Genomic DNA, 25,719 nt, shown 5'->3' with positions numbered 1-25,719 from the left:
TCAGCTGCGCAGCTGCCACTGCTGGTTGGTGCCGCCGTTGCAGGACCAGAGGATCAACTTCGTACCGTTCGCCGTTCCGGCGCCGTTCGCGTCGAGGCACAGACCCGACTGCACGCCGGTGATCGTGCCGTTGGCGTTGACGTTCCACTGCTGGTTGGCCTGGCCGTTGCAGTCCCAGATCACCACCGTGGTGCCGTTGGTGGTCCCCTGGCCGGAGGCGTCCAGGCACTTGGTGCCGTAGACCATGAGCTGCCGGCTGGCGGTGTGGGTCCACCGCTGGTTGGTGGCGGAGCTGATGCAGTCCCAGATCTGGGCCTGCGTGCCGTTGGTCGTGCTGGAGTTGCCGATCTCGGCACACCGGCCCGACTGGACGCCCACGATCTGCACGTTCTGCGGGTTGGTGCTGCCGCCGCTCTGCACGCCGGCCGCGTTGATCACCGTCTGCGCGCCCGACGGCCAACTGCCGTTGCTGACCGTGACGTTGCCGTTGACGACGTTGCCGCGATCGCCGTTGGTCACGTTCGTGGAGTTGTTCGTCGACCAGTTGTTGGTGACGGTGAAGTTGCCCATGTTCTCCGCGTACCAGTAGTTGGCGGTGGCCCAGGTGCCGGTGGAGGAGAACACGTTGTTGCGGGCGGTGTAGTAGCGGGAACCCTCGTCGAAGTAGAGCCCGAACCAGCCGTTGGTCCGCAGGCAGTAGTTTTCGTTGATGGTGCCGCCCGGGTTCGCCGACAGCGTGTAGATGCACCCGCCGTCGGTCATCTGCTGCATGACGTCGTGCACGTAGTTGCCGATCACCTGGTTGTTGGCCGCGGTGGTCGCAGTGGTGTAGCGCGGCTGGTAGTTGTACAGGCCCCGGTTCGCGTAGTGCTGGCTACCGCCGGCGTCGTTGGCGCCCCAGCCGTAGCCGACCGACAGACCGGTGTACGGCATGTTGTAGACCTCGTTGTGCGAGATCAGCGACGTGTTCACGTAGGTGGTCAGGATCGAGACGACCCCCCGGTACTCCAGGCCGAGATCGTGCACCCGGTTGTTGCTCACGGTGATGTTGCGGTTGACCATCCGCTGGTCGCCGGGGTGGTGCGCGTCGGCGCGTACGCCGCCGACCACGATGCCGCCGGCGGAGTTCCGGGCGATCTCGGATCGGGTGACGGTGATGTTGCTGGCGCCCAGGCCGACACCGCTGGCGTGGGCGTTGGCGTCGTTACCGATGCCGATGGCCGTCTGCCCGAGGTTGACGAACTGCGAGTCGCTGAAGGTGATGGTGTTGGCCGCCGACACCTGCACGGCGGCGGGCATCTGGTTCCAGTTCGGCCGGGTGGCCTCGAACTGGGGGCAGCCGGCCTGGCAGGAGGTCAACGCGTCGGACGGGCGCGCCCAGGTGCCGGTGATGTGCGCGCCGGTCTGCTGGTCGGCGAAGCCGTTGCTGCTGCTGGGGCCGAGCCAACTGGTGCCCGTGAAGGTGATGCCGCTGAACGAGATGTGGTGCGCGGGCGCGTCGTAGGTGCCACCGACGTTGACCAGGGACTGGAGTTGCGGCAACTCCACGCTGACGGAGCTCATGTTCTGCCCGGCGAGCGGGATGTAGTTGAGCTGACCGTTGCCCGGGTTGAGATACCACTCCCCCGGTGAGTCCAGGAACTCGTACGCGTTGGTCAGGTAGAAGGGACCGGCGCGGTGCGGGCTGGAGAGGGTGTCGAACCCGAAGGTGTTGTTGTTCCACGCGGGCTGTTGCATCGTGAGGAAGTTGCCGCTGATGCTCTGCACCGGCGAGTACCGGTCGGTGAACGAGCCGACGCTCTCCACCTCGACCCGGTTCTGGTTGCCGAGGTTGTTGAGGTAGTTGAGAGCGCTGTTGCTGAACCGCATGCCCGCCGCGGTGAAGGTGAAGTCGGAGCGATTCACGGCGGTGCGCGCCCGGGTGGCGACGGCCCCGTTGACGTAGAGCTGGCGGGAGTCGAGCCCCGCGCCGACGTTGGCACGCCAGATGTTCCTGCCGGAGTCGACCTGCGACCAACCGGTGACGGTCCGGGCACCGGTGATCGTCGGACGGGCGGACGGCGCCGCCCGCCAGATCACCTGGTAGCCGTTGTTGCCGGAGTCGGCAGCGGTCAGGCGCATCGGCGACGAGAGCCGGTACACACCGTCGGCCAACTGCACGACGACGTCACCGGACATCGTGGCGTTGCTCGCGCGGACCGCGGCCTGGGCGGCGGTCAGCGAGCACGGTTGGCTGGCCGAGCAACCGGTGCCGGTGCCAGCGGGCGACGCGTAGAGGGTGGTGGTGGCAGCGGAGGCCGGGGACGCCGAGGCGGCCACCACGACCAGCGCGGTCAACGCTGTCGCGGCGGCGCCGGCCAGCATTCGGCGCAGCGGCGGAAAGGACGAGGACACGGGACGGTGCTCCTGACATGACAAAGGGATGGGGGTGGGCGGATCGCCTCAACGAGCGCGGGGTTGGCGCGCGGCGCCGGTCAGCCGAGGATCTCCCGGAGATAGCGCAGGCCGTCCGTGGCGAGACGGTCCTGGGAGGGGGCCAACGGGCGCCAGATCGCCGCGGCGGTGGCGATGGTCTCGTTCTCCGCGGTGAACGACTCGATGCAGATCGCGCCCTGGTAGCCGGTGTCCCGCAGGACCGTGAAGAAACGGGGCCAGTCGAAGTGGTCGGCACCGGGAGCGCCCCGGTTGGTGCCGCTGACCTGGACGTGCTTGATGTGCGGGCCAGCGACCGCGAGGGCCGCGTAGGGGTCGGCCTCCTCTATGTTCATGTGATACGTGTCGATCATGATGCCGACGCTCGGCGGTAGGCCGTCGATCAGCTCGACCGTCTGCTCGATCGTGTTGACGACGCTCGTCTCGTAGCGGTTCAACGCCTCGACGCCGATGCTCACCCCGCACTCGCCCGCCCGCTCGGCCACCGGCGCCAGGGCCCGCCGGAAGTCCCTGTAGCAGGCGGCGCGAGCCGTCGGTGACATCCGCCAGGTGCGGCCGACCGAGGCGTACACCGGGCCGCCGACGCACGGGGCGCCGACGGCCGCGGCGCTCGCCACGCATCCCATGAGGTACGCCACTGTCGACTCCACGACGGCCGGTGCGGCGTCCACCAGGTCCCGCCCCGGCGGTGTCACCGCGCAGACCCCGGCGGCGGCGAGGCCGTGCGCGGCCAGCAGGTCCCGGGTACGGACCGGGTCCCAGTCACCGGGCTGCTCGATCGGCAGCTCGACGGCGTCGAAGCCGAACGCGGCGATCCGTGGGATCAGCTCGGCCAGGGCCTCGTCGTCGACCGGCGAGGCCCACACCCAGGGGTTGACACCGATGGCGTACACCCGAACCTACTTCCAGCGCTGCGGGTAACCGGGCAGGTCGGTGCAGCCGCACATCGCGTAGTGCAGCGGCGGCATGCTCGGATCGAGGTACCGGTCCAGGTTGTCCTGGGTGACGGTCGGCTGCGGCAGCTTCCACGGGTTGGAGACCTGCTCGCCGTCGAGGATCCGCAGCGCGGCGATGATCGGCGTACGCCACTGGTAGGTCGGGTAGGTCGGCGCGATGGCGGTGAGCTGCTTGTCCTTCCAGATCTTCAGGAAGTCGAGCTGGTCCTCACCGTTCATTGGCGGAACGGGCTTGCCCGCGTCCTGGAACGCCTCGACCGCCGCGACGGCCACCGCTCCGGCGTCCATCCAGACACCGTCGATCGTCCCGTAACGCTGGATGTAGTCGTCCACGATCTTCTTGGTCTTGGCCGGGTCGCCGTCGGTGAACTCGACACCCACGACGTCGACCTTCGCCTTGTCGAACGCCACCTTCGCCGCCGACCACCGGGTTTCCAGGACGTCGACACCAGGCAGGATCCGCAGGGCGAGGACCTTGCCGCCGGGCTTCATCTTCTGACTGACGAACTCGGCGCCGACGTGACCGAACCCGTAACCGCCGATGGGGTTGATGAAGGTCACCGGGCACTTCGTGTTGACACCCCGGTCGAAGACGATGACCGGCAGACCCGCCTGGCAGGCCGCCTCGACGGCCGGGGTGAGCGTGGCGGTGGTGTTGGGCGAGACGATGAGCGCGTCGCAGCCCTTGCCGAGCAGGTCGTTGATGTCCGCGATCTGCTTCTGGTCCTTGCCTTCGGCGTCGACGTGCACGAACTCCTTGATGCGGCTCTTCTGCGCCTCGACCTCGGCCTGCATGGTCTTGAACCCGACCTGCCGCCACGGGTTGTTCAGGGCCGCGTTGGAGAAGCAGATCTTGTGCGGGCCCTTCTTCTTGAACTTGGCGGTGTCCACCATCGTCGGGTTGAGCACCTGCTCCCACGGCTTGTCGGCCGGGCCCGTGGCGGCGGCGTCGAGCAGCGCGAGCTCCGCGTCGTAATCGGCCTGCACGAAGAACTTCGACTGGTCCCCGGTGCCCGAACCGGCGGCGGGGGCACTGCCCGAGGGGCCGGCGGCCGGCTCGTCGGTGGAACAGGCGGTGACGGACAGCAGGGTGACAGCGGCCAGCGCCGCCATGAAACGTCGCACTATGGTTCCCCTTTATCTCGACGAAGAACGAGTTGCGGAGACCGCCACGGCGAGCAGGATGATCCCGCCCTGGACGGCCGACCTGAGGGCGCCGGAGACGCCGTAGAAATTCATGAGGGCGAAGAGCAGTTCGAGGGTCAGCGCCCCGAGCATCGCGCCGACGACCGCGCCGCGGCCCCCGCCCAGAGCGACGCCACCGAGGACGACCGCGGTGATGGCACCGAACTCCAGGCCCGCTCCGGCCTGGAACGAGACGCCGCTGTAGCCGCCCAGCAGGATCGCCGCCACGGCCGCCGCGAGCCCGCTGAGGATGAAGGCGATGGTCCGGGTACGCCACACGCGTACGCCGCTCAACTCGGCGGTGCGCGGATTGTCGCCGACGGCGACCAGCGTCCGGCCGAAGTCGGACCGCATCAGCAGCACGGCCACCACCGCCAGGACCAACAGGACCAGCAGCGCGTACGGCATGCGGCCGAGCACCGGCACGTCCTCGAAGGCGCGCCGGCCGAACCGCCGGAACTCCTCGGAGAGCCCACCCTTCGGTGCACCGTCGGACCACAGGTAGACCGCCCCGACCAGGATCAGGAACATGCCGAGGGTGGTGATGAACGACGGCACCCGCAGCCGGGTGGTGATGAGGCCGTTGACCAGCCCGACGAGTGCTCCGAAGGCGAGCAGGAGCAGCACCACCGGCCAGGTACGCGCCGGGTCTCCGTCGATCAGCCGGGCGGCGACGACCACCTGCGCGGTGACCAGGGAGCCGACCGAGAGGTCGAACTCACCGGAGACGATCACGAAGTACTGACCGGCGGCGAGCAGGATGATCGGCGCCGAACGACCGAGGAAGGACATCAGCGACGGCGGGGACAGGAAGTCGGGCTGCCGGATGCCGACGAGCACCAGCAGCACCGCGAGGATCGCGAGGATCGGCAGGACACCGCCGGGGCGCACCCGCGGCAGACGCAGCGGCAGTGAACGGGGCTGGACGGTCTGCACGGTCAGGCCGCCTTTCGCATGGCCCTGCGGGCGTAGACGGCGACCGCGGCGATGATGATGACGCCCCGGATCACCTGCTTGAAGAAGGCATCCACCTCGAGCTGGTTGAAGATGGCGTCGATGCTGGCGAGCAGCAGCACCCCACCGACGGTGCCGATGACACCGCCGCGCCCGCCGGCGAGGGCGGTCCCACCGATCACCACGGCGGCGATCGACTCCAGGTCGTAGAGACCCTCGGTGCCCACCCGGGGAGCGCCCGAACCGAGCCGACTGGCCAGGTAGATACCGGCGAGCCCGGCACACATCGAGCAGAGCACGTGGGCGGTGACCAGGATCCGGTCGTTGCGGACACCCGAGAGCCGGGCCACCTCCGGGTCGCCGCCGACGGCGACCAGGTGATGGCCGAAGCGGGTCCGCGAGAGCGCGAACCAGGCCGCCGCGGTCACGGCGATCAGCAGCAGGAACGACAGTGGCACCGGGCCGACGCGCTGGTAGCCGAGAGACTGCACGAGCGTGGGCGAGGTCGTGCCGGCCGGGCCGTCGTAGCCGTTGTCGAGGTAACCCTTGAGCAGCAGCCCGACGCCGAGGGTCGCGATGAACGCGTTGACCCGGAACTTGGTGACGAGGAGCCCGTTGAGCAGCCCGACACCGGCGCTGACGGCGAGCGCCAGGCCGATCGCCGGCACCAACGCGCCGTCGCTGCCGTTCATCGTCTCGGCCGCGACGAGGGTGCTGAGGCTGATCACGTACGCCACCGACAGGTCGAGCGAGCCACCCAGGATGACCAGGGTCTGTCCGACGGCGACGAGCCCGAGGCCGGCGGCGACGTGCAGCAGACTCACCGTCGTGGACTGGTTGAACAGCTGACCGCCGTCGACGAGGACGACCAGCCAGCCGATCGCGAGGGTGAGGGTCAGGGCCACGAAGACGCCCGGTACGGGACGGCGGGCCGGAAGGAGCGACAGGGCGCTCATGCAGCTGCCTCCCGCGCGGTCCCGACCGCCAACGCGACGACGTCCTCCTCGGACGCGCCGGCGGGCAACTCGCCCACGATGCGGCCGTCGCGCAGGACGACGATCCGGTCACTCATCCCCAGCAGCTCCGGTAGGTCGGACGAAATCATCAGCACGGCCGCGCCGTCGCGGGCGAGACGGCGGACGAGATCGTGGATGGCGGACTTCGCGCCCACGTCGATGCCCCGGGTCGGCTCGTCGAAGAGCAGGATCCGCGGGTTGAGCGCGAGCCATCGGGCCAGCACGACCTTCTGCTGGTTGCCCCCGGACAGAAAGCGGATCTCCTGGTCGTCGCCGGCGCCACGAACTTCCACGGCGGCGAGCAGTTCGCGGGCGCGGACGGTGCGGGCGGCGTGGCCGGAGCGGATCGCGAACACGGCCCGGCTGGCGAGCAGCGTGTTGTCGAGGACCGACTGTCGGGGGACGATCCCCTCGCCCTTGCGGTCCTCGGTGACGTAGGCGATGCCGGCCCGCATCGCGGTGCGTGGCGAGCGCAGCCGCACCGGCCTGCCGTCGAGCGTGACCTCGCCGGTCGTGAACGGCGACACCCCGAAGAGCGCGCGGGCGAGCGCCGAACGCCCGGAGCCCTGCAGGCCGCCGACGCCGAGCACCTCGCCGGCACGCAACTCGAGGTTGACGCCGCGCAGCTTCCGGTTTCCCGCGTCGCGGACGGTGACCCGCACCGGGCCCAGGTCGTCGGGGCCGGCCCGGTCGGGGTAGTAGCTGGAGAGCTCGCGGCCGACCATGTGCCGCACCAACTGGTCGGCGGTGGTGTCCGCCGTTTCCACTGTGGTCACCCGGCGGCCGTCCTTCAGGACGGTGATCCGACTGGACAGGTCGAAGACCTCGGCGAGCCGGTGCGAGACGTACAGCAGGCCGATGCCCCTCTCCTGGAGTCGGCGCACCAACCCGTAGAGCAGCTCGACCTCGTGGTCCGCCAGCGAGGCGGTCGGCTCGTCCATGATGAGCAGCCGCGCGTCCAGGGCGAGTGCCTTGGCGATCTCGACGACCTGCTGCTGCGCGACGCCGAGCTGCCCCACCCGGGCGTCCGCCGGCAACGTCGTCTCCCCGATCGAGGCGAGCAGCCGGGTGGTGCGGTCGAGCATCGCCCGGCGGTCGACCAACCCGCGGCGGACCGGCTCGTGGCCGAGGTAGACGTTTTCGGCGACGGTGCGCTCCGGGAGCAGGTTGAACTCCTGGTGGATGATGCCGACGCCGGCCCGTTGCGCGTCGCGCGGACCACGGAACACCCGGGGTTCCCCGGCGAACTCGACAGTGCCCTCGTCCGGCGAGTATCCGCCCGAGACGATCTTCATGAGGGTCGACTTCCCTGCGCCGTTCTCACCGACGACGGCGTGGACCTCGCCTGGTGCGACTTCGAGGTCGACATCGCCGAGAACGCGTACTCCGAGGAAGGACTTGCCGATACCCCGAAGGGTGAGCAGCGGCACCGGCCGCGAGTCTGACATCCCGAGTGCCCTCACAGACAGTAGTTATCGACAGCGTTCTATGCCACACTACGGCGACTTTGAAGCGCTGGACATCAAACTTTCGTAGGAACGAAGGCGGCTTACGTTCGCGCGTTACAAACATTTCCTTGACATCGGCGAAACATCACACGTATGAAGATAGATGTTTGGATGCGGGTCCGCAATCCTCGATCCAGGCCGACTGGCAGGCTGGTCCATGATCGACAGTGGCACCGCAGCCAGGGAGCCGCTCACGGCCGTCGTCCACCGGGCAGGACATCGGATGTTACCCTCGCTGATTGACACCTATCGATCCCTAGCTCATCCTGACCTCGCGGGCCACGGGACGACAACCACGGCCATCATCACGCTGTGTGACGTCCTGCCGGTCTGACTGCCGTTTCGGCGAACGGCACGAGGACAGCCCAGCGCGCGCTCGTGCCCGCCCAGGCGTCCAGGCAGAACCTGACGCACCGTAGGGCCCGTGACCGCACCCCACCACCGCCCAACCTAGGAGACGGCATGCGTCGCAATACATTGATCATCGCGGTGATCGCCGGCCTGTTACTGTCGCTCGGACTCGCCCCACCCGCATCGGCGGCCCCGGCCTTCCGCGCCCTGCTGTTCACCAAGACCGCCGGCTACCGGCACGACTCGATCCCCGCCGGAATCGCCATGTTCCAGCAGCAGGCGGCGGCGAACAACTTCGAGCTGGTGGCGACCGAGGACTCCAGCGTCTTCACCGCCAGCAACCTGGCGACCTTCGACGTCATCATCATGTTCCAGACCTCCGGCATGGTCTGGACCTCGGCGGCGCAGCGCCAGGCGGTGGAGGGCTACCTCGCCAGCGGCAAGGGCATCGTCGGCGTCCACAACGCCACCGACATGGGCATCGAGTCGGAGTACCCGTGGTGGGACCAGACCATCAACGGCGGCGCCCACATGCCCGAACACTCCCCCGGCGTGCTGCCCGGCACCGCCATCGTCGCCGACAAGCAGCACCCGTCCACGGCCGGTCTGCCGGATCGCTGGAACCGCAGCGAGGAGTGGTACAACTTCGACACCAACCCGCGCGGCAACGTGCACGTGCTGGTGACCGCCGACGAGCGCACGTACAACCCGGGGTCCCGGGCGATGGGCCCGGACCACCCGATCTCCTGGTGCCGAAACGCCGGTGGTGGGCGGGTTTGGGCCACCGCGATGGGCCACGCGATCGCCTCCTACAGCGAGACGAACTTCCGCAACCACGTCCTCGGTGGCGTCCGGTGGGCCGCCGGCAACGTCGCCGGCGACTGCGGCGGCACCGTCTGGGGCAACTTCGAGAAGCGCACCCTCGACGACAACACCGTCGACCCGATGGCGATGGCGGTGGCCCCCGACGGGCGGGTGCTCTACGCCCAACGCGGCGGGCAACTGAAAATCTTCAAGCCCTCCACCAACAGCACGGTCACCGCCGGCACGCTGAGCGTCTACACCGGCGGCGAGGACGGTCTCACCGGCATGGCGCTGGACCCGAACTTCGCCACCAACGGGTACGTGTACCTGTACCACTCGCCGGCGAGCAGCACGACCGACGTCAACCGCGTCTCCCGCTACACGCTCTCCGGCGACACGTTGAACATGTCCAGCGGTGTGACGATCATCGACATCCCGGCCTACCGTGACCGGACGTTCCCGGAGCCCGGCCACACCGGCGGGTACATCGAGTTCGGTCCGGACGGCAACCTCTACATCGGCACCGGCGACGACACGCCGCCGAACCTCGACCCCAACTGGCAGGGCTACGCCCCGCTGGACTGGCGGTCGGGCAAGTCCAACCTCGACGCCGCCAGGACCGCCGGCAACACCAACGACCTGCGCGGCAAGCTGCTGCGCATCCGCCCCGGTGCCAGCGGCAGCTACACCATCCCGACCGGCAACCTCTACCCGCAGGGCACCGCGCAGACCAAGCCGGAAATCTACGCGATGGGCTTCCGCAACCCGTTCCGCTTCTCGATCGACCCCGCCAACGGTTGGGTCTACCTGGCCGACTACGGGCCGGACCGCAACCCGCCCACCACCAACCGCGGCCCCGAGGGCCTGGTCGAGCTCAACGTGATCAAGACGCCCGGCAACTACGGGTGGCCGTTCTGCCACGGCGACAACCAGCCCTACGCGCCGTTCAACCCGGACACCGGCGTCGTCGGCTCGAAGTTCAACTGCTCGGCACCGGTCAACAACTCCCCCAACAACACCGGCCTGACCAGCCTGAAGCCGGTCGTCGCACCCAACATGTGGTACGGCTACGGCACCTCGCCGACCTTCCCGGAGCTCGGCTCCGGCGGCTCCGCGCCGATGGGCGGGCCGGTCTACCGGTACGACCCCGCGAACCCGTCCGCGACGAAGTTCCCGCCCTACTACGACGGCGTCCACTTCTTCTACGAGTGGTCGCGCAGCTACATGAAGGAGGTGCACTTCGACTCCGCCTCGGCGGTGACCCGCACCAACCCGTTCCTGCCCACGGCCCGGTTCAACAAGCCGATGGACATGGAGTTCGGCAAGGACGGCTCGCTCTACCTGCTGGAGTGGGGCACCAACTTCGGTGGCGGCAACAGCGACTCCGGGCTCTACCGGGTCGACTACATCCAGGGCGGCCGGTCGCCGATCGCCAAGGCCACCGGCACACCCACCAGTGGCACCGCCCCGCTCACCGTCCAGTTCAGCAGCGCGGGCACGGCCGACCCGGACCCCGGCAACACGCTGAGCTACCAGTGGACGTTCGGCGACGGCACCAGCTCCACGGCCGCGAACCCGTCGAAGGTGTACACCGCCAACGGCAACTACACAGCGCAGTTGAAGGTCACCGACAACACCGGCAAGACGGGCTTCGCCAACGTTCAGATCACCGTCGGCAACAGTGCCCCGGTGGTCACCATCACCACACCATCCAACGGCGGCATGCTCACCTTCGGTGACAAGGTGTCGTACCAGATCAACGTGACCGACCCGGACGGCGGCACTGTCGACTGCTCGAAGGTGGTCCTCAACCCCGCGCTCGGTCACGACGACCACGCGCACGAGACCACCGAGTACCCGGGCTGCTCGGGCACCATCTCCACCGACCTGCTCGGTGGTCATCCGGACGGCGCCAACCTGTTCTACGTGCTGAACGCGCGATACACCGACAGCGGTGGCGCGGGGGGCGCGGCACCGCTCACCGGCACCGCGCAGGCGATTCTCCAGCCGAAGCACAAGCAGTCCGAGTACTTCAGCAGCCAGTCCGGCATCCGGGTCGTCGACCAGGCGGCGGCGGAGAGCACCAAGCGAGTCGGTGACATCTCCACCAACGACTGGATCGCGTTCAGCCCGATGAGCCTGTCGGGCATCTCGACGGTCAGCTACCGGGTGTCGTCGCCGTCCGGTGGCGGTTCGATCGAGCTGCGCGCCGGCTCGCCGACCGGCACCCTGCTGGCCACCACCACGGTGCCCAGTACGGGCGGCTGGGACAACTACCAGTCCACGACTCCGGTGAGCGTCTCCGCGCTCAGCGGGACACAGACGCTCTACATGGTGTTCAAGAACAGCAACAACTCGTTCGATCTGGACTCGCACACCTTCGGCGGCAACGGCGTCGGAACACCTGGCACCGGTGGTGGCCTGGCGGGCAAGACCTGGACGGTCACGGCGCAGCACAGCGGCAAGCTGATGGACGTCAGCGGTGTCTCCACCGCCGACGGCGCACAGATCACCCAGTGGGCGGCCACCGGGGGCAACAACCAGAAGTGGCAGGCCGTCGACGCCGGTAGCGGCGCGGTTTACCTGAAGGCCGTGCACAGCGGCAAGTGCGTCGAGGTGGTCGGCAGCTCCACGGCGGCGGGTGCCTTCCTCCAGCAGGCCACCTGCAACAACGGCAACCAGCAGAAGTTCACCGCGACCGCGACGGGAACCTCCGGGGTCTACACGGTGCGGAACGTCCTGAGCGGGCTCTGCGTGGACGTCAACGGCGCCGCCACCACCGACGGCGCCCGACTGTTGCAGTGGACCTGCCACAGTGCGGCCAACCAGCAGTGGCGGTTCACCGCGGTGTGACCCGCGGCGGTCGCCGTAGCGAATGACGTCCCGGTCGGGACCGGTATCCGATGAGCGGAGCCGGTCCCGACCGGGACGTCGTCGTCAGGCTGAGAGGGAGGGCGCCGCCCTAGTGCGCCGTGGCGAGCAGCCCCGCCGCCGCCAGCGCATCCCAGAGTTCCTCCGCCACGACGGCCTCCGAGCGTCGCACCGCCTCGGCGACCTGGGAGGCGTTGCGCACACCGACCACCGTCGACACCACCGCCGTATGCCGGCGGACGAAGGCCAGTGCCGCCTGCGGCAGGGTGACGCGGTACGTCTCGCAGACCGTCGCGATCCGCCGCGCCCGCTCGATCAACTCTGCCGGGGCCTGCTGGTAGTTGTAGACGGCGTCAGCCGGCGGCCGGTCCCGCGACAGCAGCCCCGAGTTGTAGACACCCGCGATGACCACGCCCACCCCGCGACTCTGGGCGGCGGGCAGCAGGTCATCGGCCGCGCCCTGCTCCAGCAGGGTGTACCGCCCGGCGCACATCATCACGTCGACGTCGGTTTCCCGCACGAACCGGGCCAGCATCTCCGACTGGTTCATGCCGGCGCCGATGGCACCCACCACGCCCTGGTCACGCAGCTCGACCAGGGCCGGCACGGCTTCACTGGCGGCCCACTCCCAGTGGTCGTCCGGGTCGTGGAGGTAGACGATGTCGATCCGGTCCAGCCCGGTGCGATCCAGGCTGGCCTCGATCGAGCGAAGGACGCCGTCTCGGCTGAAGTCCCACACCCGCCGGTGGCTCGCGGGGACATCGAACCCGTCGGAGTCCCGCAGGTGGGCGTCCTGCGGCGACGGCACCAGCAGTCGCCCGACCTTCGTCGACACGACGTACTCGTCGCGCGGGCGGTGCCGCAACGCGGCGCCGAGTCGGCGCTCGGACAGACCGAGCCCGTAGTGCGGCGCGGTGTCGTAGTACCGGACGCCCGCCTCCCACGCGGTGTCGACTGCCGACGCGAACTCCTCGTCCGTCGTGGCCCGGTACAGGTTGCCACCCTGGGCCGCACCGAAGCCCAGCTCGGTGAGACGCACCTCCGGGCGACGCGGCAGTGCTCGCACCCTCACGACGCCTCCAACCGATAGACGCGCCGCGCCGTGTCCCCCCAGAGCAGCGCCTGGTCGGCCTCGTCGTGGTCGCCCAGCAACTCCGCCAGCGCCTCGACCCATCGCGGGTACGAGCTGGCGAGCAGACAGACCGGCCAGTCCGAGCCGTACATCAGTCGGTCCGGTCCGAACGTGTCGAGCGCGCCCTCGACGGCCGGTCGGAGGTCTTCCGTCGTCCAGGGTGACCGCTCCACTTCCGTCACCAGACCGGAGAGCTTCGCCGTCGTGTTGGGCGAGGCAGCCAACGCCCGCAGACCGCGAGTCCACTCGGTCATCTCCGGACGGCCCAACGCGGGCTTGCCCAGATGGTCGAGCACGAAGCGCACCTCCGGCAGGTCGTGCGCCAGGCGTACGGCCATGGGCAGCTGGTGTTGGCGGACCAGCAGGTCGAAGACCAGGCCGGCCGCGCCGACCGCCGCGATCCCCCGGCGGATGTCCGGACGGTCCAGGTACGCCGGGTCGGTCTCGCTCTGCACGAGGTGGCGGATGCCGACGAGGCGTTCCCCGCCCGGTGCGGCCCGCAGGCGTCCGAGGCGCTGGGCGACGTCGTCGGCGGTCAGGTCCACCCAGCCGACGACACCACGGACGAGGGTGTCCCCGGCCGCGACGGCCAGCAGGTCCACCGTCTCCGCCTCCGAGGCGATGGACTGCACCACCACGGTCGCGGTGACCCCGGCGGCCCGGGCCACCGGCGCGAGATCCGCGGGTTCGAAGTCGGCGTCGATGGCCGCCATGGTCACCGGGTCGATCCACGGCTGGGGGTGCCGTGCGCGGACCCAGAGGTGGTGGTGTGCGTCCACGATCCCGGCTCGTCCGGGCACCTCTGCGCCCGTCATCGGCCCAGCCAGCCGCCGTCGACGGGCAGGACGATTCCGCTGACGTAGTCGGATGCCGCCGACGCCAGGAACACCGCGGCGCCACCGAGGTCGTCGGCCCGGCCCCACCGACCCGCCGGGATCCGGGTGAGGATCGCCGGGGCACGGTCGGGGTCGTCGCGCAGCGCCTGGGTGTTGTCGGTGGCGATGTAACCGGGGGCGATGGCGTTGACGTTCACCCCGTGGGCCGCCCACTCGTTCGCCAGCGCCTTGGTCAGACCGGCCACCCCCGACTTCGACGCGGCGTAGCCGGGGACGGTGATGCCACCCTGGAAACTCAGCAGCGACGCCGTGAAGATGATCTTCCCTCGGCCCCGCTCGACCATCGTCCGGCCGATCTCCCGGCTCAGGACGAACTGGCTGCTGAGGTTCACCTCGATCACGTGGTCCCACATCTCGTCCGGGTGCTCCGCGGCCGGAGTACGGGCGATCGTGCCGCCGTTGTTCACCAGGATGTCGATCGGCCCGAGAGCGGTGATGTCCCGGGCCAGCCGGCGCACGGCCGCGCGGTCGCCGAGGTCGGCCCGCAGCGCGGTGAATCCGCGGCCTGCGGCACGCACCCGGCGTTCCACCTCGCTGCCTGTCGCTTCGAGCTGGGCGGAGACCCCGACGATGTCGGCACCGGCCAGGGCCAGGGCCTCGGCCATGGCGAGGCCGATGCCGCGCCGTGCCCCGGTCACGACGGCGGTCCGTCCGGACAGGTCGAACAGGGCGGTCACTGGTCGCCCTCCCGCAGGTCGAGCAGCACCTTCATGACACCGCCACCTTCCAGGGCCGTGAAGGCGTCGGCGGCCGCCTGGACCGGTTCGACACGGGAGATGAGCTGTCGCGCCGGGATCGCGCCCGAGGCGACCAACCGGATCGCCTCCACCATGTCGTCGCGCTGGTACAGCCGGGCACCCAGGAGTTCCAGCTCGCGCCAGAAGAACCGGTGCAGGTTCACCTCGCGAGACTTGGGGTGGATCGCCACCATCACCAGCCGACCCCGGGTGGTGAGGACGTCGACCGCCGTGGTGACGCCGGCCGCGGAGCCGGACACCTCGAAGGCGATGTCGGCGCCCGCGCCGTCGGTGCGGTCGTTGACCAGTGCCACGACATCGGTCGATTCCGGGTCGACGGCCTCGATCCCGATCCCGCCCGCCACCTCGCGGCGGAACGGGTCCGGCTCGACGAGGAGCACCCGTGCGCCGCGGCTCTGCGCGACGGTGGCGATGAGGACACCTACCGGCCCACCGCCGACCACGACCACCTGGTCGTCGGCGCTCACGTTCCCCCGCCGGACGTCGTGCACGGCGACCGCGACCGGCTCGACGAGCGCCGCGTGGTCGAGCGGCAACTCCTCGGGCAGCGGCAGGACCAGCTCCACCGGCACGTTCCAGGAGGACTGCATGGCGCCCGGTGAGTCGATACCGAGGAAGTTCATGGCGTGGCAGACGTGGGAGTTGCCGCGCTCGCAGGCGGCGCACTGCCCGCACGGCCGGGTCGGCATCACGGTGACGGGCTGGCCGACGCTCCAGCCGTCGACGTCCTCGCCGAGGGCCGCGATCCGCCCGGACATCTCGTGGCCGATGATCGCGGAGTCACCGACCCGGGCGTCCATGTCCCCGTGGTAGATGTGCAGGTCCGTGCCGCAGATTCCGGTGTAGGCCACCTCGATCCGCACCTGGCCGCGACCGGGTGGCACCGGTTCGCGTTCTTCGATTCCGAGGTGACGCGCCCCCCGGTAGACGACTGCCTTCATCGATCCTCCGTCTCGACGGTCGGTACGTCGGTCGTGCCGACCGGCATGGTCATGGGTGCACCGCCGCGGCGGTGCACCCACGCTCCCTTTGATGTGGTGGTCAGCTCAGTGCCGCGCGGTGGGTGCCACGTCGTTGTGCGAATTCAGCGACACGACGGGCACCTGGCGGCCGGGGACGATGCCGTCGACCCCGGCCAGCAGCCGACGGCCGGCCCGCTCCGGCCGGACGTTGGGGCTGTCGGCCGTCTGCGGCTGCGGACGGCGGTTGGCGGCCCGGATCAGCTCCTCGTCGACCCGGACACCCAGCCCGGGTGAGTCGCCGAGGACGAAGGCACCGTCCTCGACGTGCAGGTCGATGGAGACCCCGACCGGTCGGTGCAGGTCCTGCAGCTCGCTGGTCAGATGGTTCGGCACCGAGGTCGCGGCGTGCAGCAGCCCGATCGGGCTGTTGCCGATCGGGCTGACCGGCAGGTCGTGGGCGTGTGCCAGGGCGGACGCCCGCAGGAAGTGGGTGACCCCCCAGACGGCGGCCATCTGGACGACGTCGACCGCGCCGGCGGCGATCAGCGGGCGGTACTGTTCGAGCCCGGTGAGGTTTTCCCCGGTGGCGACCGACGCGCGCACTCCTCTGCTGACCGCTGCGTTGCCCTCGGCGTCCCAGCGTCGGACGGGCTCCTCGATCCAGATGAGGTCCAGGCTGCGTTCGAGTTCGCAGACGTGCCGAACGGCCTGCTTGCGCGTCCATGCCTCGTTCACGTCGAGCATCAGACCCGGCCGCCGGCCGTGGCCGGCCTCGGTCAGGACGTCCCGGACCAGGCAGAGCCGGTGCCGGTCGCGCTCGATGTCGAGGCCACCCTTGAGCTTGGCGGCCCGCAGGCCGTGGCTGGCGTAGACCTCGTACTCGGAGACGAGCTCGTCGTCGGTCAGCCCGATGTCCAGGCCGGACGCGTAGGCGGGAACGCGCCGGTCACGTCCGCCCAGCAGCCGCCACAACGGCTCACCGGCGGCCTGCGCCTTGATGTCCCAGAGTGCGGTGTCGAGAGCGCCGATGGTGCCGAACACCGGGCCCGCGTGGCCCGCCTTGAACGTGTGCCGCAACATGCGGTCGTAGAGGGTCGTCACCGCGCGCGGGTCCTCGCCCTCGATGGCGGCGAAGACCCGCTCGATCTCGACGTGCGGCCCGAGGCCGACGCCCGAGATGCCCTCGTCGGTGTCGACGACGACGATCGAGACCGGGACCACCCCGTCGGCGAAGACGCCGTTGGCATCGCCGACCGGCCGCCCCCATTCCTGGACCGTGGTGAGCGTCCGATATCCCGTGATGCGCATGTCAACCCTTCGTGGAACCGGCGGCTACACCGTCGGCAATTTGGCGCTGGAGGAACAGGTAGACCAACAGGACGGGTATCGCGGCGATCAGCACCCCGGAGGCGAAGGTGGGGATGTTGTCGGAGTACTGCCCGCGCAGCGAGGTCACCCCGATCATCAGCGTCCGGTGTTCGGCCGACGGCATCATCACCAGTGCCATGAGGACGTCGTTCCAGCAGAACAGGGCGTTGAGGATGCCGACCGACAGCAGCGCCGGGGTGCCCAGGGGCAGCATGATCCGGCGGTACACGCCGTACACGGTGTTGCCGTCGATGCGGGCCGCGTCGACGATCTCCGACGGGATGCCCTTGTAGTAGCTCGTCATCAGGAAGACGGTGAAGGGCAGGAACTGGGCGACGTAGACCAGGATCAGGCCCGGGTACGTGTCGATGAGCGCGGTGTCGGCCATGATCCGGGCGAGCGGCACCATGATCACTTGGAACGGGATGAAGAGCCCCGCGAGGCAGCCCAGGAACAACGCCGACGAGCCACGGAACCGCAACTGGCTCAGGGCGAAGCCGGCCATCGACCCGAGCAGCAGCAGCAGGAGCACCGACACCGTCACCACGAACAGCGAGTTGACGAAGTAGCGGCCCATGCCGACGCTGTTCCACGCCGTGCTGATGTTCTCCCAGCGCAGAGCGTCGGTCAGGGAGAACCGGTCGAGGATGTAGTCACGGCGCGTCTTCATCGCGACGTTGGCGGTGAACAGCAGGGGGTAGATCGTCGCCAGGGCGAGCAACGACATGGGGATGGCGATCAGCCACCAGCCCAGGCGGAGGCGAGACATCAATCCTCCTTTCCGGATCGTTCGAGCAGCTTGATCTGCAACAGCCCCACCACGAGCATGATCATGAAGAGGATCGTCGACGCGGCCGACGCGAGAGCGGGACGGTTCATCTGGCCCTGCTGCTTCCAGATGTAGAACTCCGGCAGGTACGTCGACCCCTCCGGCCCGCCGCTGGTCATGACGTAGAGCAGCCCGAACATCGAGGTCAGCATCCCGATCATCGTGGTCACGAAGACGAACTGGATGGTGCGCGAGAGGCTCGGGACGATCACGTGCCAGACCACCTGGCGCAGCGACGCCCCGTCCACGCGGGCGGCGTCCAGCAGCGCGGGGTCCAGCGTGGCGAACCCGGCGAGAAACACCACCAGGGCCATCCCGAAGGTGGCCCAGATGTGCACGCCGACCACCATGAACATCGCGATGCCCGGGTCACCGAGCCAGTCGATCGGATCGACACCGACCGAGGAGAGGACGGCGTTGAGGGGGCCGTCGAAGGCGAGCAGCAGGTTGAAGATCGCACCGACGATGACCGGTGAGAGCACCGCGGGAAAGAAGTAGACGCTGCGGTAGAAGCGGTGACCGGGCACCCGCAGGTAGATGAACGTCGCGAGCAGACCGGGGATCGCCACCGCCACCGGCAGCAGCAGCACCAGCAGCCCGACGTTCTTCAGCGCGGTCTGGAACAGCGGGTCGGCGAAGAGCTCCCGATAGTTGCCGAAACCGACAGCCGTCCCGTTCTGCGCACCGTCGCCGGTGAAGGAGAAGTTGACCCCGAGGATCAGCGGGTAGAGCCGCAGCAGCACGATGATCAGGACGGCTGGGGCGACCAGGATGTAGGGGGCGAAGCGTTCCGCGCGCAGCCCGCCCCGGTCGGGACGGGGGCGTACGCCACCCCGGTGCGCGGCGGGGGTGCCCGCCGCCCCGTCGGTCCGTCCGGCCGGAGCCAGACGGACCGACGGTTGCGTGTTTCCGATTGGCACGAGGTCAGCCCGCCTGGTCGGAAGCGGCCAACTGCTTCACCACCTCGTCGACGGTGATCGAACCGCTGAGCAGTTGCTGGGAGAGACGGCCCATCAGGTCGAGCGTCTTCGAGGAGAGCGCGACGTGCAGCGCAGGCTTGCCACTCTTCAGCTCGTTGACGATCGTGGAGACCGCCGGCCCGCCCTGTGACACGTCGATGGTGGTGTCGGCGGCGATCGCGCCGGCGTCGGCGTAGAACGCCTTCAGCGCGTCGGCCGAACTCAGGGAGCGCACCAGGTCGGCGGCCACCTTCGGGTCCTTCGTCCACTTGGCGACCGCGTAGCCGATGCCACCGTCGTACGGGAGGCTCGGGGTGGTGCCGGCGGTGACGACCGGGGCCTTCATGACGCCGAGCTTCTCCGGGGTGAGGAACTCGTTGAAGTCCTGCCAGTGCCCCACGTCCGACATCAGACCCATGACGTGCGCGGCCTTGCCGGACTGGAAGAGTGCGAAGGAGTCGTTGAACATGGCGGTCGAGTTGGCCCCGTCGCTGTTCATCTTCTTCTCACCGGTCTCCTTCCAGAGCTGGAAGACCCGCTTGACGTTTGCCGAGTTCCAGTCGCGCTTGCCGGCGATCCAGGCGTCGTACTCCGCGGCGGTGAGGGTGGTCGAGCCCATGCTGGAGAGCCAGAACTGGATGCCGACGCCCTCCTTGTTGCCGAGGGCGAAGCACTTGGAGCCGGCCTTGGCGATGGCGGCGCAGTCGGCGACGAACTTGTCCCACGTGGTGGCCGGGCTCGCCGGGTCGAGGTTCGCCTTCTGGTAGACCGCCTTGTTGTAGTAGATGGGGTAGCCCTGCAGCGTCACCGGGGCGGCGTAGGTCTTGCCGTCCTTGGCGAACGCCTCCCAGCCGGCCAACCGCTGCTTGTCCTCGGCCACGTAGTCGTCGAGCGGCACCAGCGCGTCCACCCGGTCGCGGATCTGGCCACCGCCGTTGAACAGCATGACGTCCGGGCCCTTGCCGGACTGGATGGCCGCACCGAGCAGCGTGTAGTACTGGTCGAAGGGCTGCGCGACGAACTCGACGGTGACGTTGGCGTGCTTCTTCTTGAAGTCGGCCTTCGCCTTGTCCAGGTACGACTTCGCGAACGGCTCGCCGGACTTCCAGTCCCACACCACCAACTTGCCGTCCGAGCCGCCGCTGGACTTGCCCGAATCGCTGGCACTGCCACAGCCGGCCAAGGCCAGTCCCACAACGAGGACGGCCGACCACATTGAGCGCTGTCTCATCAGTTGTCACCTCTGAACGTGGGGTGGCCGACGAACGGGCCGCCATGCCATTGTTGATCGGAAAGTAACTCGTATGACGTGTGACGTCAATAGTCGGCCGTAGACTGATGTCGACGTCGTGCCACGGCGAGCCATTCGGAGGGGGACATGACGCCAGCGCAGGAGACAGCCCTGAACAATCCGGGGACCCCGGAGTGGGTGCGTCGACCGACCAACCTCGCCAGGGCGGTCACCGCCGAACTCGTGCAGCGCATCGTCCGTGGCGTCCACCCGTCCGGGACGTCCCTGCCACCCGAACCGGTCCTCTGCGACACCTTCTCCGTGAGCCGGACCGTCGTCCGGGAAGCCGTCAAGATCCTTCAGGAGAAGGGGCTGGTGCAGGTCCGCCAGGGTGCCGGCACCATGGTCACCCCACCGTCACACTGGGACATGCTCGACGAGCTCGTCCTCGCGGCCACCATCGCCGAGGACGACAGCCTCGCCATTCTCGACGACCTCGTCGTCACCCGGCGGGTGCTGGAGTCCGACATGGCGAACGTCGCCGCCCGCCTCGCCGACGCCGAGACCGTCGACCGGCTGCGCGCCATGGTGGACCGGATGGACGAGCTCGTCGACGACCACGTCACCTACCACGACCATGACCGGGCCTTCCACGACACGATCATGCAGGCATCCGGGAACCGCATCGCCCGCGGCGTCGTGCGGGCACTGGAGAGCCAGGTCATCAACACCGCCCGCTACATGGGCCGCACCGAACGCTCGCTGTGCGTGGCATCCAACAAGGGCCACCGACGCATCTACGAACGCATCGCCGCCCACGACTCCGAGGGCGCAGCCGAGGCGATGTTCACCCACATCACCGAGGCCTGGCTGGTCCGCCGCAGCGGCTCGGGCAAGCCGGTACGTCTCCAACGCTGAAGGACGGCAGCTCCAACGCTGAGGGCGGTGGCGCCTGCTCCCGCGATCTCGGAGCAGGCGCCACCGCCGATGTCAGCGCCGGCCTCGCCGGCGACCGGGATCAGGAGAACTGCGCGAAGAACCTCCAGATCTCACCCTTGGTCCAGGTCGTGATGCCGCTCTCGGCGTAGGTGCCGTCCACCGGGCCGGGCATGTGACCGTTGTCGTACGCCGCCCACTGCACCGGGTAACCGGACCGGCAGCCCGAGTAGGTGGTCGTGATGTGGGTGCGGCTGCCCGCGCCCGGCTCGGGCGGGTTCTGCGCGGTGCAACCGTTGTTGCGGACGAACGTGTCCCGCAACGACCGCCCCTGGGAGATGCTCAGGACGTTGTCCGAGATGCCGTGCAATCCGAAGTACGCGATGGGCTGCGTGCCGCCGCTGCACCCGCTGATCTGTCCGCCGGAGATGACCGCGACGGCCCGGAAGACGGTGGGTCGTGCGCAGGCGATGGCGTAGCTCATGCCGCCGCCCCAGCTGAAGCCGAGGGCGAAGCGCTGCCTCGGGTTGACGCAGAGGCTGCTCTCGATCCGGGTGATCATGTCATCGACGAAGGTGATGTCCTCACCGCCGGCGTTGCCCCAGCCGTTGCCGAACCCCTGGGGCGCGACCAGGATCGCGTTGTTCGACTGCTCCTGCTGCCCGTAGTAGGACCACGGGGTCCCGCTCGTGCCGCCGGAGGAGATCTCCTGCATGGTGCCGCCTCGCCAGTGGAACGCGAAGATCAGCCGGTACGGGTTGCTGTTGTTGTAGTTCGCGGGCACCCGCAGGATGAAGGTGCGGCTCTTGCCGTTCGTCTGGATCGTGTGCGTGCCACTGGAGAGCGTCGGCGCCTTGCCGCACCCGCTGCCGCCCGTCGGCGGCGGGTTGCCGCTGTCCGTGGGGACGAGTTGCCACTGCTGGTTTGCGCCACCCCAGTCGGCGTACTGCACGATGTTGCCACCGTCGGCGGTGGACGCTCCCTGCACCTCGACGGCCTTGCCGCTGTGCCGGCTGATCAGCCGCACGTGGCCGCCGTCGGAGTCGGCCAGCCGGAACTGCTGGTTGGTCCCGTTGAGGTCGGACCACTGCACGATCGCTCCGCCGTCGGCGGTCGAGAAGTTGCTGACGTCGAGGACCTTGCCTGAGTGCCGGGACTTCAGCCGGTAGAAGCCTCCCCCGGAGTCCACAAACTGCCATTGCTGGTTCGCGCCGTTGTTCCGGGTCCACTGGCTGATCCGTGCGCCGTCGTTGGTGGCCGAGCCGTACAGGTCCAACGCCTTGCCGCTGTTGCGATTGACCAGGACGTACCAGGCGTTGGTGTCCACGGTCGCCGCAGAGGCGGGGGCCGCGTTGACCGCGACGAGCGCGCTGGCCGCCATGACCGCGGCCGCCGCTGCGGCCAAGCCTGACCGCCAGCGACGTCTCCGTGGAGAGGCGTGACGAGCCTCACCGATGGCCTTCATGGTCCACTCCTTCGATCGAGGGTCATCCACGAGCAGAACGCACGCGGGTGCCCTGGCGTGCGTGCCGACGTCTGGTGGTGACGTCAGCACGTCTGGGGGGGGATGGGTGCGGGCGAGATGCGGCGGTCACTATCCGATGCGGACCAGCTGCCACTGCTGGTTGCTGCCACCCCAGTCGGCGTACTGGACGATGTTGCCGCCGTCGGCGGTGGACGCGCCCTGCACCTCGACGGCCTTGCCGCTGTTGCGGTTGATCACACGCACGTAGCCATCGGATGACTGGGCGAGCCGGAACTGCTGGTTGGTGCCGTTGCCGTCGCTCCACTGCACGATCGCCGCACCGTCGGAGGTGGAGAAGTTGTAGACGTCGAGCACCTTGCTGGAGTTCCGCGACTTCAGCCGGTAGTAGCCCCCGCCCGAGTCGACGAACTGCCACTGCTGGTTCACGCCGTTGTTGCGCGTCCACTGGCTGATTCGCGCCCCGTCAGTGGTCGCGTTGGCGTACACGTCCAGGGCCTTGCCGCTGTTGCGATTCAGCAGGACGTACCAGGCGCTGGTGTCCACCCCGGAGCCCGGCGGAGGCGTGGTCGGCGGGGTCGAGCCGGAGTTGAGCGCGTCCAGGACGGCCGTGTACGCGGCCTTCTTGTTGCCGTTGCAGTCGAAGAGCAGGGCGTTGTCCGAACCCCGCCACGAGTCACAGTCGCGTACGCCCCACACCGTGATGCCGGTGCAACGCGAGACAGCCAGGCAGGCGCGGGTGACCGAGCCGAAGATGGTGGCCTGGTTGCCGCCGGTCATCACGTCCAGCTCGGTGATCTGCACGTCCACGCCGAGGTCGGCGAAACGCTGCAGGTTGGCCTGGTAGTCACCGGCCAACGACGTGCCCAGGTGCGACTGGAAACCCACACAGTCGATCGGCACACCACGGGACTTGAAGTCCCGCACCATGTTGTAGATGCCTGTCGACTTCGCGTTGATCCCATCGGTGTTGTAGTCGTTGTAACACAACTTCGCACCCGGATCCGCCGCCCGCGCCGCCCGGAACGCCGCCTCGATCCAGTCGTTACCGGTGCGCTGCAGGTTCGAGTCACGACGCCCACCACTACCACCGTCGGCAAACGCCTCGTTCACCACATCCCACGAGTGGATCTTGCCCCGGAAATGCGTCGCCACCTGCGTCACATGGTTGATCGCCGCGTTCCGCAACGCGCTACCCGACATCCCCTGCGCCCAGCCCGGCTGCTGCTGATGCCACAACAGCGCATGACCCCGCACGCTCATGCCGTTGGCCTGCGCATGACTGACCAACCGATCACCACCGGTGTAGTTGAACTGGCCCTGCTGCGGCTCGGTGGCGTCCCACTTCATCTCGTTCTCGGCCACGACACTGTTGAACTCACGGTTCAGGACCGTCACGTACGCGCTGGTGGAGAGCTTGCCCGTCGCGACGGCCGCACCGAAATAGCGGCCCTTCTCCGCCGCCGCGGCCTTCAGGGTCGTGCCGGCGGCGGCTGCGGGATTCAGCGCCACGGTCATACCGGTGGTGAGGGCGACGGCGAGGGTCGCCGCCGCCAGCATCTTTCTCATGGGCTTCATGTCGTTCCTTTTCAGTGGTTGCATCGGTGGTGGTGATGTGCCACTTCGCTCGGGACAGATGGCCGGGCCGGCCATCCTGGCCGCCAGGCGTCGGCGCGCCCGGTCCGAGAGGACTGCCGGCACCTGCCGGGTCCCGAGGTGACGTCCGCATGCCCTGGGGACGTCGCGATCGGAGGTACGACCCGTGCGGCTCGCCCGGTGAGCCACCACAACGATCGGCCTCTATATCGAGAGTGAGCGATAACATGTCGTTCGTCAAGACGTAACGAGCCGTTCACGCCCATCTCCCGGAACGCCGCGTTTCGCCCGGTACCAACGGGCCCGCAGCAGCCGTGCTCAGCCACCACGCGAGCAGGTGGACGAGCCGCAGCGCCGCGCCGCCGGGGTGCTGCCGTACGGCGACGCTGTTATCGCTCACAGTCGTCAGCCGAGGACGACCGTGGACTTCTCGCGGTTCACGGGCAACCGGTGGCCGGGCCGCCCGGGGCCGGCTGCGCCGGGTCCGCGTCGACCCGCAGTCCGGCGAGGATGTCGGCAGTGGTGTGCGCCTCGATGCCGGGCTGGGCGGCATCGGCGAAACGGGCGACGACCGCCCGTACGTGTCGTTCGGCGGGTGCGGCGAGGCCGTCGTAGACGGCCGTGAACAACTCGCGGGCCGGCCGCCTGAGCCATCCGTCCGGAAGGAGTTCCACGGGCAGTTGCGGGTCGAGGACGGGAAAACGGCGGAAGGTGTCCATGATCTCGGTACGGGCCCGCACAGCGGCGGCTCCGTCGACCGCCCCGGACGCCACCGGGGGCAACAGTGGCGTCCAGCGCCGGAGGAACTCCTCGTAGCTGCGACTGATCGCCTCGACGTCCCAGGCCTCGATCGGGGCACGGTGACCGGCCGAGTCGAGCGCGACCTGCCGTCCGCGAAACACCGTGACAGCACCGTGGGTGAGCTGGTCGAGCTGGGCCCGAGCGGGAGCGGTCAGTTCGCGGGGCGAGATCCACAACCCGTCGTACAACGGCGCGTATCCGAGCCAGCGGAGCTGGGCGCGCAGGGCCCGTCGCTGCGTGCTCAGGCCCTGGGGCAGCGAGAAGGCGACGACCGTCCAGCACCCGTCCCACAGTGCCGCGGCGGTGGTGGAGGTGATGATCCAGTGGCCGCCGGCAGAGAGGTTGGCGGCGGCTGCCCGGCTGAGCCGGTAGGAACTGCGCCGCCCCAGGCGACTGCCCTCCAGGACGCCACGACGGGCCAGCCGGCTGATCGCGGTACGCGCCCCGGCCGTGGTCACGCCGGTCTCGGCGAGCAGCTCCACGATGGCGGCGGACGGGAGGGCGGCCCTGGTCCGCAGCGTGTAGTCCGCCAGCAGGGTCACCACGACGCCCTGGGGTGAGTTGCCCACCTGCCGCCGGGGCAGTCGGAGTGGCTGGTCTCCGTCGTCCGGATATATCTCGTCGATGTCGAACGGGCTTGCCACAGGCGCTCCGTGCTCCTCAGGGACGGTGTGACGACTGTAGACGGAC

At 69.0% G+C, this 25,719-nt stretch carries 19 protein-coding genes; 2 read left to right on the top strand and 17 right to left on the bottom strand.

What is annotated here, in order from left to right; genetic code table 11:
• The 6 genes from CLT68_RS15660 to CLT68_RS15635 form a co-directional block, all read right to left on the bottom strand.
• Nucleotides 1–2,364, bottom strand: a complete 2,364-nt coding sequence (locus tag CLT68_RS15660) for an RICIN domain-containing protein (protein WP_099851756.1) — start codon at nt 2,362–2,364, stop codon at nt 1–3.
• 110 nt (nt 2,365–2,474) lie between these two features.
• Entirely contained in the window at nt 2,475–3,326 is an 852-nt protein-coding gene (locus CLT68_RS15655) for a sugar phosphate isomerase/epimerase family protein (protein WP_099851754.1), read from the bottom strand.
• A gap of 6 nt (nt 3,327–3,332) precedes the next feature.
• Nucleotides 3,333–4,514 carry a substrate-binding domain-containing protein gene (locus CLT68_RS15650; protein WP_307871447.1) on the bottom strand — a complete coding sequence of 394 codons (1,182 nt, stop codon included), beginning with the start codon at nt 4,512–4,514 and terminating at the stop codon, nt 3,333–3,335.
• Between the two features lie 12 nt (nt 4,515–4,526).
• On the bottom strand, nt 4,527–5,510 hold the full coding sequence (locus CLT68_RS15645) for an ABC transporter permease (protein WP_197699603.1): 984 nt from the start codon (nt 5,508–5,510) through the stop codon (nt 4,527–4,529).
• Nucleotides 5,511–5,512: 2 nt separating this feature from the next.
• On the bottom strand, nt 5,513–6,484 hold the full coding sequence (locus CLT68_RS15640; RefSeq protein ID WP_088947080.1) for an ABC transporter permease: 972 nt from the start codon (nt 6,482–6,484) through the stop codon (nt 5,513–5,515).
• Nucleotides 6,481–7,992, bottom strand: a complete 1,512-nt coding sequence (locus CLT68_RS15635; RefSeq protein ID WP_099851750.1) for a sugar ABC transporter ATP-binding protein — start codon at nt 7,990–7,992, stop codon at nt 6,481–6,483. The genes CLT68_RS15640 and CLT68_RS15635 overlap by 4 nt, the downstream gene beginning before the upstream one ends.
• A 522-nt stretch (nt 7,993–8,514) precedes the next feature.
• Between CLT68_RS15635 and CLT68_RS15630 the strand changes: the two genes are divergently transcribed.
• Nucleotides 8,515–12,060, top strand: coding sequence for a ThuA domain-containing protein (locus tag CLT68_RS15630; protein ID WP_099851749.1), 3,546 nt, complete (start codon nt 8,515–8,517; stop codon nt 12,058–12,060).
• A 109-nt stretch (nt 12,061–12,169) separates the two neighbouring features.
• On the opposite strand, the gene CLT68_RS15625 is transcribed toward CLT68_RS15630, so the two are convergent.
• The 8 genes from CLT68_RS15625 to CLT68_RS15590 form a co-directional block, all read right to left on the bottom strand.
• Nucleotides 12,170–13,150 (bottom strand): aldo/keto reductase, encoded by a 981-nt coding sequence (locus tag CLT68_RS15625; protein ID WP_199177061.1) that lies wholly within the window; start codon nt 13,148–13,150, stop codon nt 12,170–12,172.
• The gene (locus CLT68_RS15620; protein WP_099851746.1) at nt 13,147–14,025 is read right to left on the bottom strand and encodes an amidohydrolase family protein; all 879 of its coding nucleotides are present in this window, start codon (nt 14,023–14,025) and stop codon (nt 13,147–13,149) included. The genes CLT68_RS15625 and CLT68_RS15620 overlap by 4 nt, the downstream gene beginning before the upstream one ends.
• Nucleotides 14,022–14,783, bottom strand: coding sequence for an SDR family NAD(P)-dependent oxidoreductase (locus CLT68_RS15615; protein ID WP_099851744.1), 762 nt, complete (start codon nt 14,781–14,783; stop codon nt 14,022–14,024). Before CLT68_RS15615 ends, CLT68_RS15620 begins: the two co-directional genes overlap by 4 nt.
• Nucleotides 14,780–15,805 (bottom strand): alcohol dehydrogenase catalytic domain-containing protein, encoded by a 1,026-nt coding sequence (locus CLT68_RS15610; protein ID WP_099851743.1) that lies wholly within the window; start codon nt 15,803–15,805, stop codon nt 14,780–14,782. Before CLT68_RS15610 ends, CLT68_RS15615 begins: the two co-directional genes overlap by 4 nt.
• A gap of 105 nt (nt 15,806–15,910) precedes the next feature.
• A complete protein-coding gene (locus tag CLT68_RS15605) occupies nt 15,911–17,134 on the bottom strand; it encodes a mandelate racemase/muconate lactonizing enzyme family protein (RefSeq protein ID WP_099851741.1) in 1,224 nt (407 codons plus the stop codon).
• 1 nt (nt 17,135) lies between these two features.
• Nucleotides 17,136–17,963, bottom strand: coding sequence for a carbohydrate ABC transporter permease (locus tag CLT68_RS15600; protein WP_099851740.1), 828 nt, complete (start codon nt 17,961–17,963; stop codon nt 17,136–17,138).
• Nucleotides 17,963–18,943: a carbohydrate ABC transporter permease gene (locus CLT68_RS15595; protein ID WP_199177060.1), complete on the bottom strand. Its 981-nt coding sequence runs from the start codon at nt 18,941–18,943 to the stop codon at nt 17,963–17,965. The genes CLT68_RS15600 and CLT68_RS15595 overlap by 1 nt, the downstream gene beginning before the upstream one ends.
• Nucleotides 18,944–18,947: 4 nt before the next feature.
• Nucleotides 18,948–20,213, bottom strand: coding sequence for an extracellular solute-binding protein (locus CLT68_RS15590; RefSeq protein ID WP_099851738.1), 1,266 nt, complete (start codon nt 20,211–20,213; stop codon nt 18,948–18,950).
• Nucleotides 20,214–20,360: 147 nt separating this feature from the next.
• Here CLT68_RS15590 and CLT68_RS15585 point away from each other — a divergent pair, with 147 nt between their 5' ends.
• Nucleotides 20,361–21,131, top strand: a complete 771-nt coding sequence (locus tag CLT68_RS15585; RefSeq protein ID WP_099851736.1) for a FadR/GntR family transcriptional regulator — start codon at nt 20,361–20,363, stop codon at nt 21,129–21,131.
• Nucleotides 21,132–21,231: 100 nt separating this feature from the next.
• On the opposite strand, the gene CLT68_RS15580 is transcribed toward CLT68_RS15585, so the two are convergent.
• The 3 genes from CLT68_RS15580 to CLT68_RS15570 form a co-directional block, all read right to left on the bottom strand.
• On the bottom strand, nt 21,232–22,614 hold the full coding sequence (locus tag CLT68_RS15580; RefSeq protein WP_099851735.1) for an RICIN domain-containing protein: 1,383 nt from the start codon (nt 22,612–22,614) through the stop codon (nt 21,232–21,234).
• Nucleotides 22,615–22,743: 129 nt separating this feature from the next.
• Nucleotides 22,744–24,210, bottom strand: a complete 1,467-nt coding sequence (locus CLT68_RS15575) for an endo-1,4-beta-xylanase (RefSeq protein WP_099851733.1) — start codon at nt 24,208–24,210, stop codon at nt 22,744–22,746.
• A gap of 455 nt (nt 24,211–24,665) precedes the next feature.
• A complete protein-coding gene (locus CLT68_RS15570; protein WP_099851732.1) occupies nt 24,666–25,673 on the bottom strand; it encodes a PaaX family transcriptional regulator C-terminal domain-containing protein in 1,008 nt (335 codons plus the stop codon).
• Nucleotides 25,674–25,719 lie beyond the last annotated feature (46 nt).

Source organism: Micromonospora sp. CNZ299, assembly GCF_002754415.1.
This window is presented reverse-complemented; position numbering and strand designations above follow the sequence as displayed.

What these genes read in the sequence shown, in the direction of transcription:
- CLT68_RS15610 (WP_099851743.1), bottom strand. Translation starts at nt 15,805, where the DNA reads ATGAAGGCAGTCGTCTACCGGGGGGCGCGTCACCTCGGAATCGAAGAA.
- CLT68_RS15600 (WP_099851740.1), bottom strand. Translation starts at nt 17,963, where the DNA reads ATGTCTCGCCTCCGCCTGGGCTGGTGGCTGATCGCCATCCCCATGTCG.
- CLT68_RS15605 (WP_099851741.1), bottom strand. Translation starts at nt 17,134, where the DNA reads ATGCGCATCACGGGATATCGGACGCTCACCACGGTCCAGGAATGGGGG.
- CLT68_RS15580 (WP_099851735.1), bottom strand. Translation starts at nt 22,614, where the DNA reads ATGAAGGCCATCGGTGAGGCTCGTCACGCCTCTCCACGGAGACGTCGC.
- CLT68_RS15620 (WP_099851746.1), bottom strand. Translation starts at nt 14,025, where the DNA reads ATGACGGGCGCAGAGGTGCCCGGACGAGCCGGGATCGTGGACGCACAC.
- CLT68_RS15590 (WP_099851738.1), bottom strand. Translation starts at nt 20,213, where the DNA reads ATGAGACAGCGCTCAATGTGGTCGGCCGTCCTCGTTGTGGGACTGGCC.
- CLT68_RS15635 (WP_099851750.1), bottom strand. Translation starts at nt 7,992, where the DNA reads ATGTCAGACTCGCGGCCGGTGCCGCTGCTCACCCTTCGGGGTATCGGC.
- CLT68_RS15640 (WP_088947080.1), bottom strand. Translation starts at nt 6,484, where the DNA reads ATGAGCGCCCTGTCGCTCCTTCCGGCCCGCCGTCCCGTACCGGGCGTC.
- CLT68_RS15660 (WP_099851756.1), bottom strand. Translation starts at nt 2,364, where the DNA reads ATGCTGGCCGGCGCCGCCGCGACAGCGTTGACCGCGCTGGTCGTGGTG.
- CLT68_RS15575 (WP_099851733.1), bottom strand. Translation starts at nt 24,210, where the DNA reads ATGAAGCCCATGAGAAAGATGCTGGCGGCGGCGACCCTCGCCGTCGCC.
- CLT68_RS15630 (WP_099851749.1), top strand. Translation starts at nt 8,515, where the DNA reads ATGCGTCGCAATACATTGATCATCGCGGTGATCGCCGGCCTGTTACTG.
- CLT68_RS15585 (WP_099851736.1), top strand. Translation starts at nt 20,361, where the DNA reads ATGACGCCAGCGCAGGAGACAGCCCTGAACAATCCGGGGACCCCGGAG.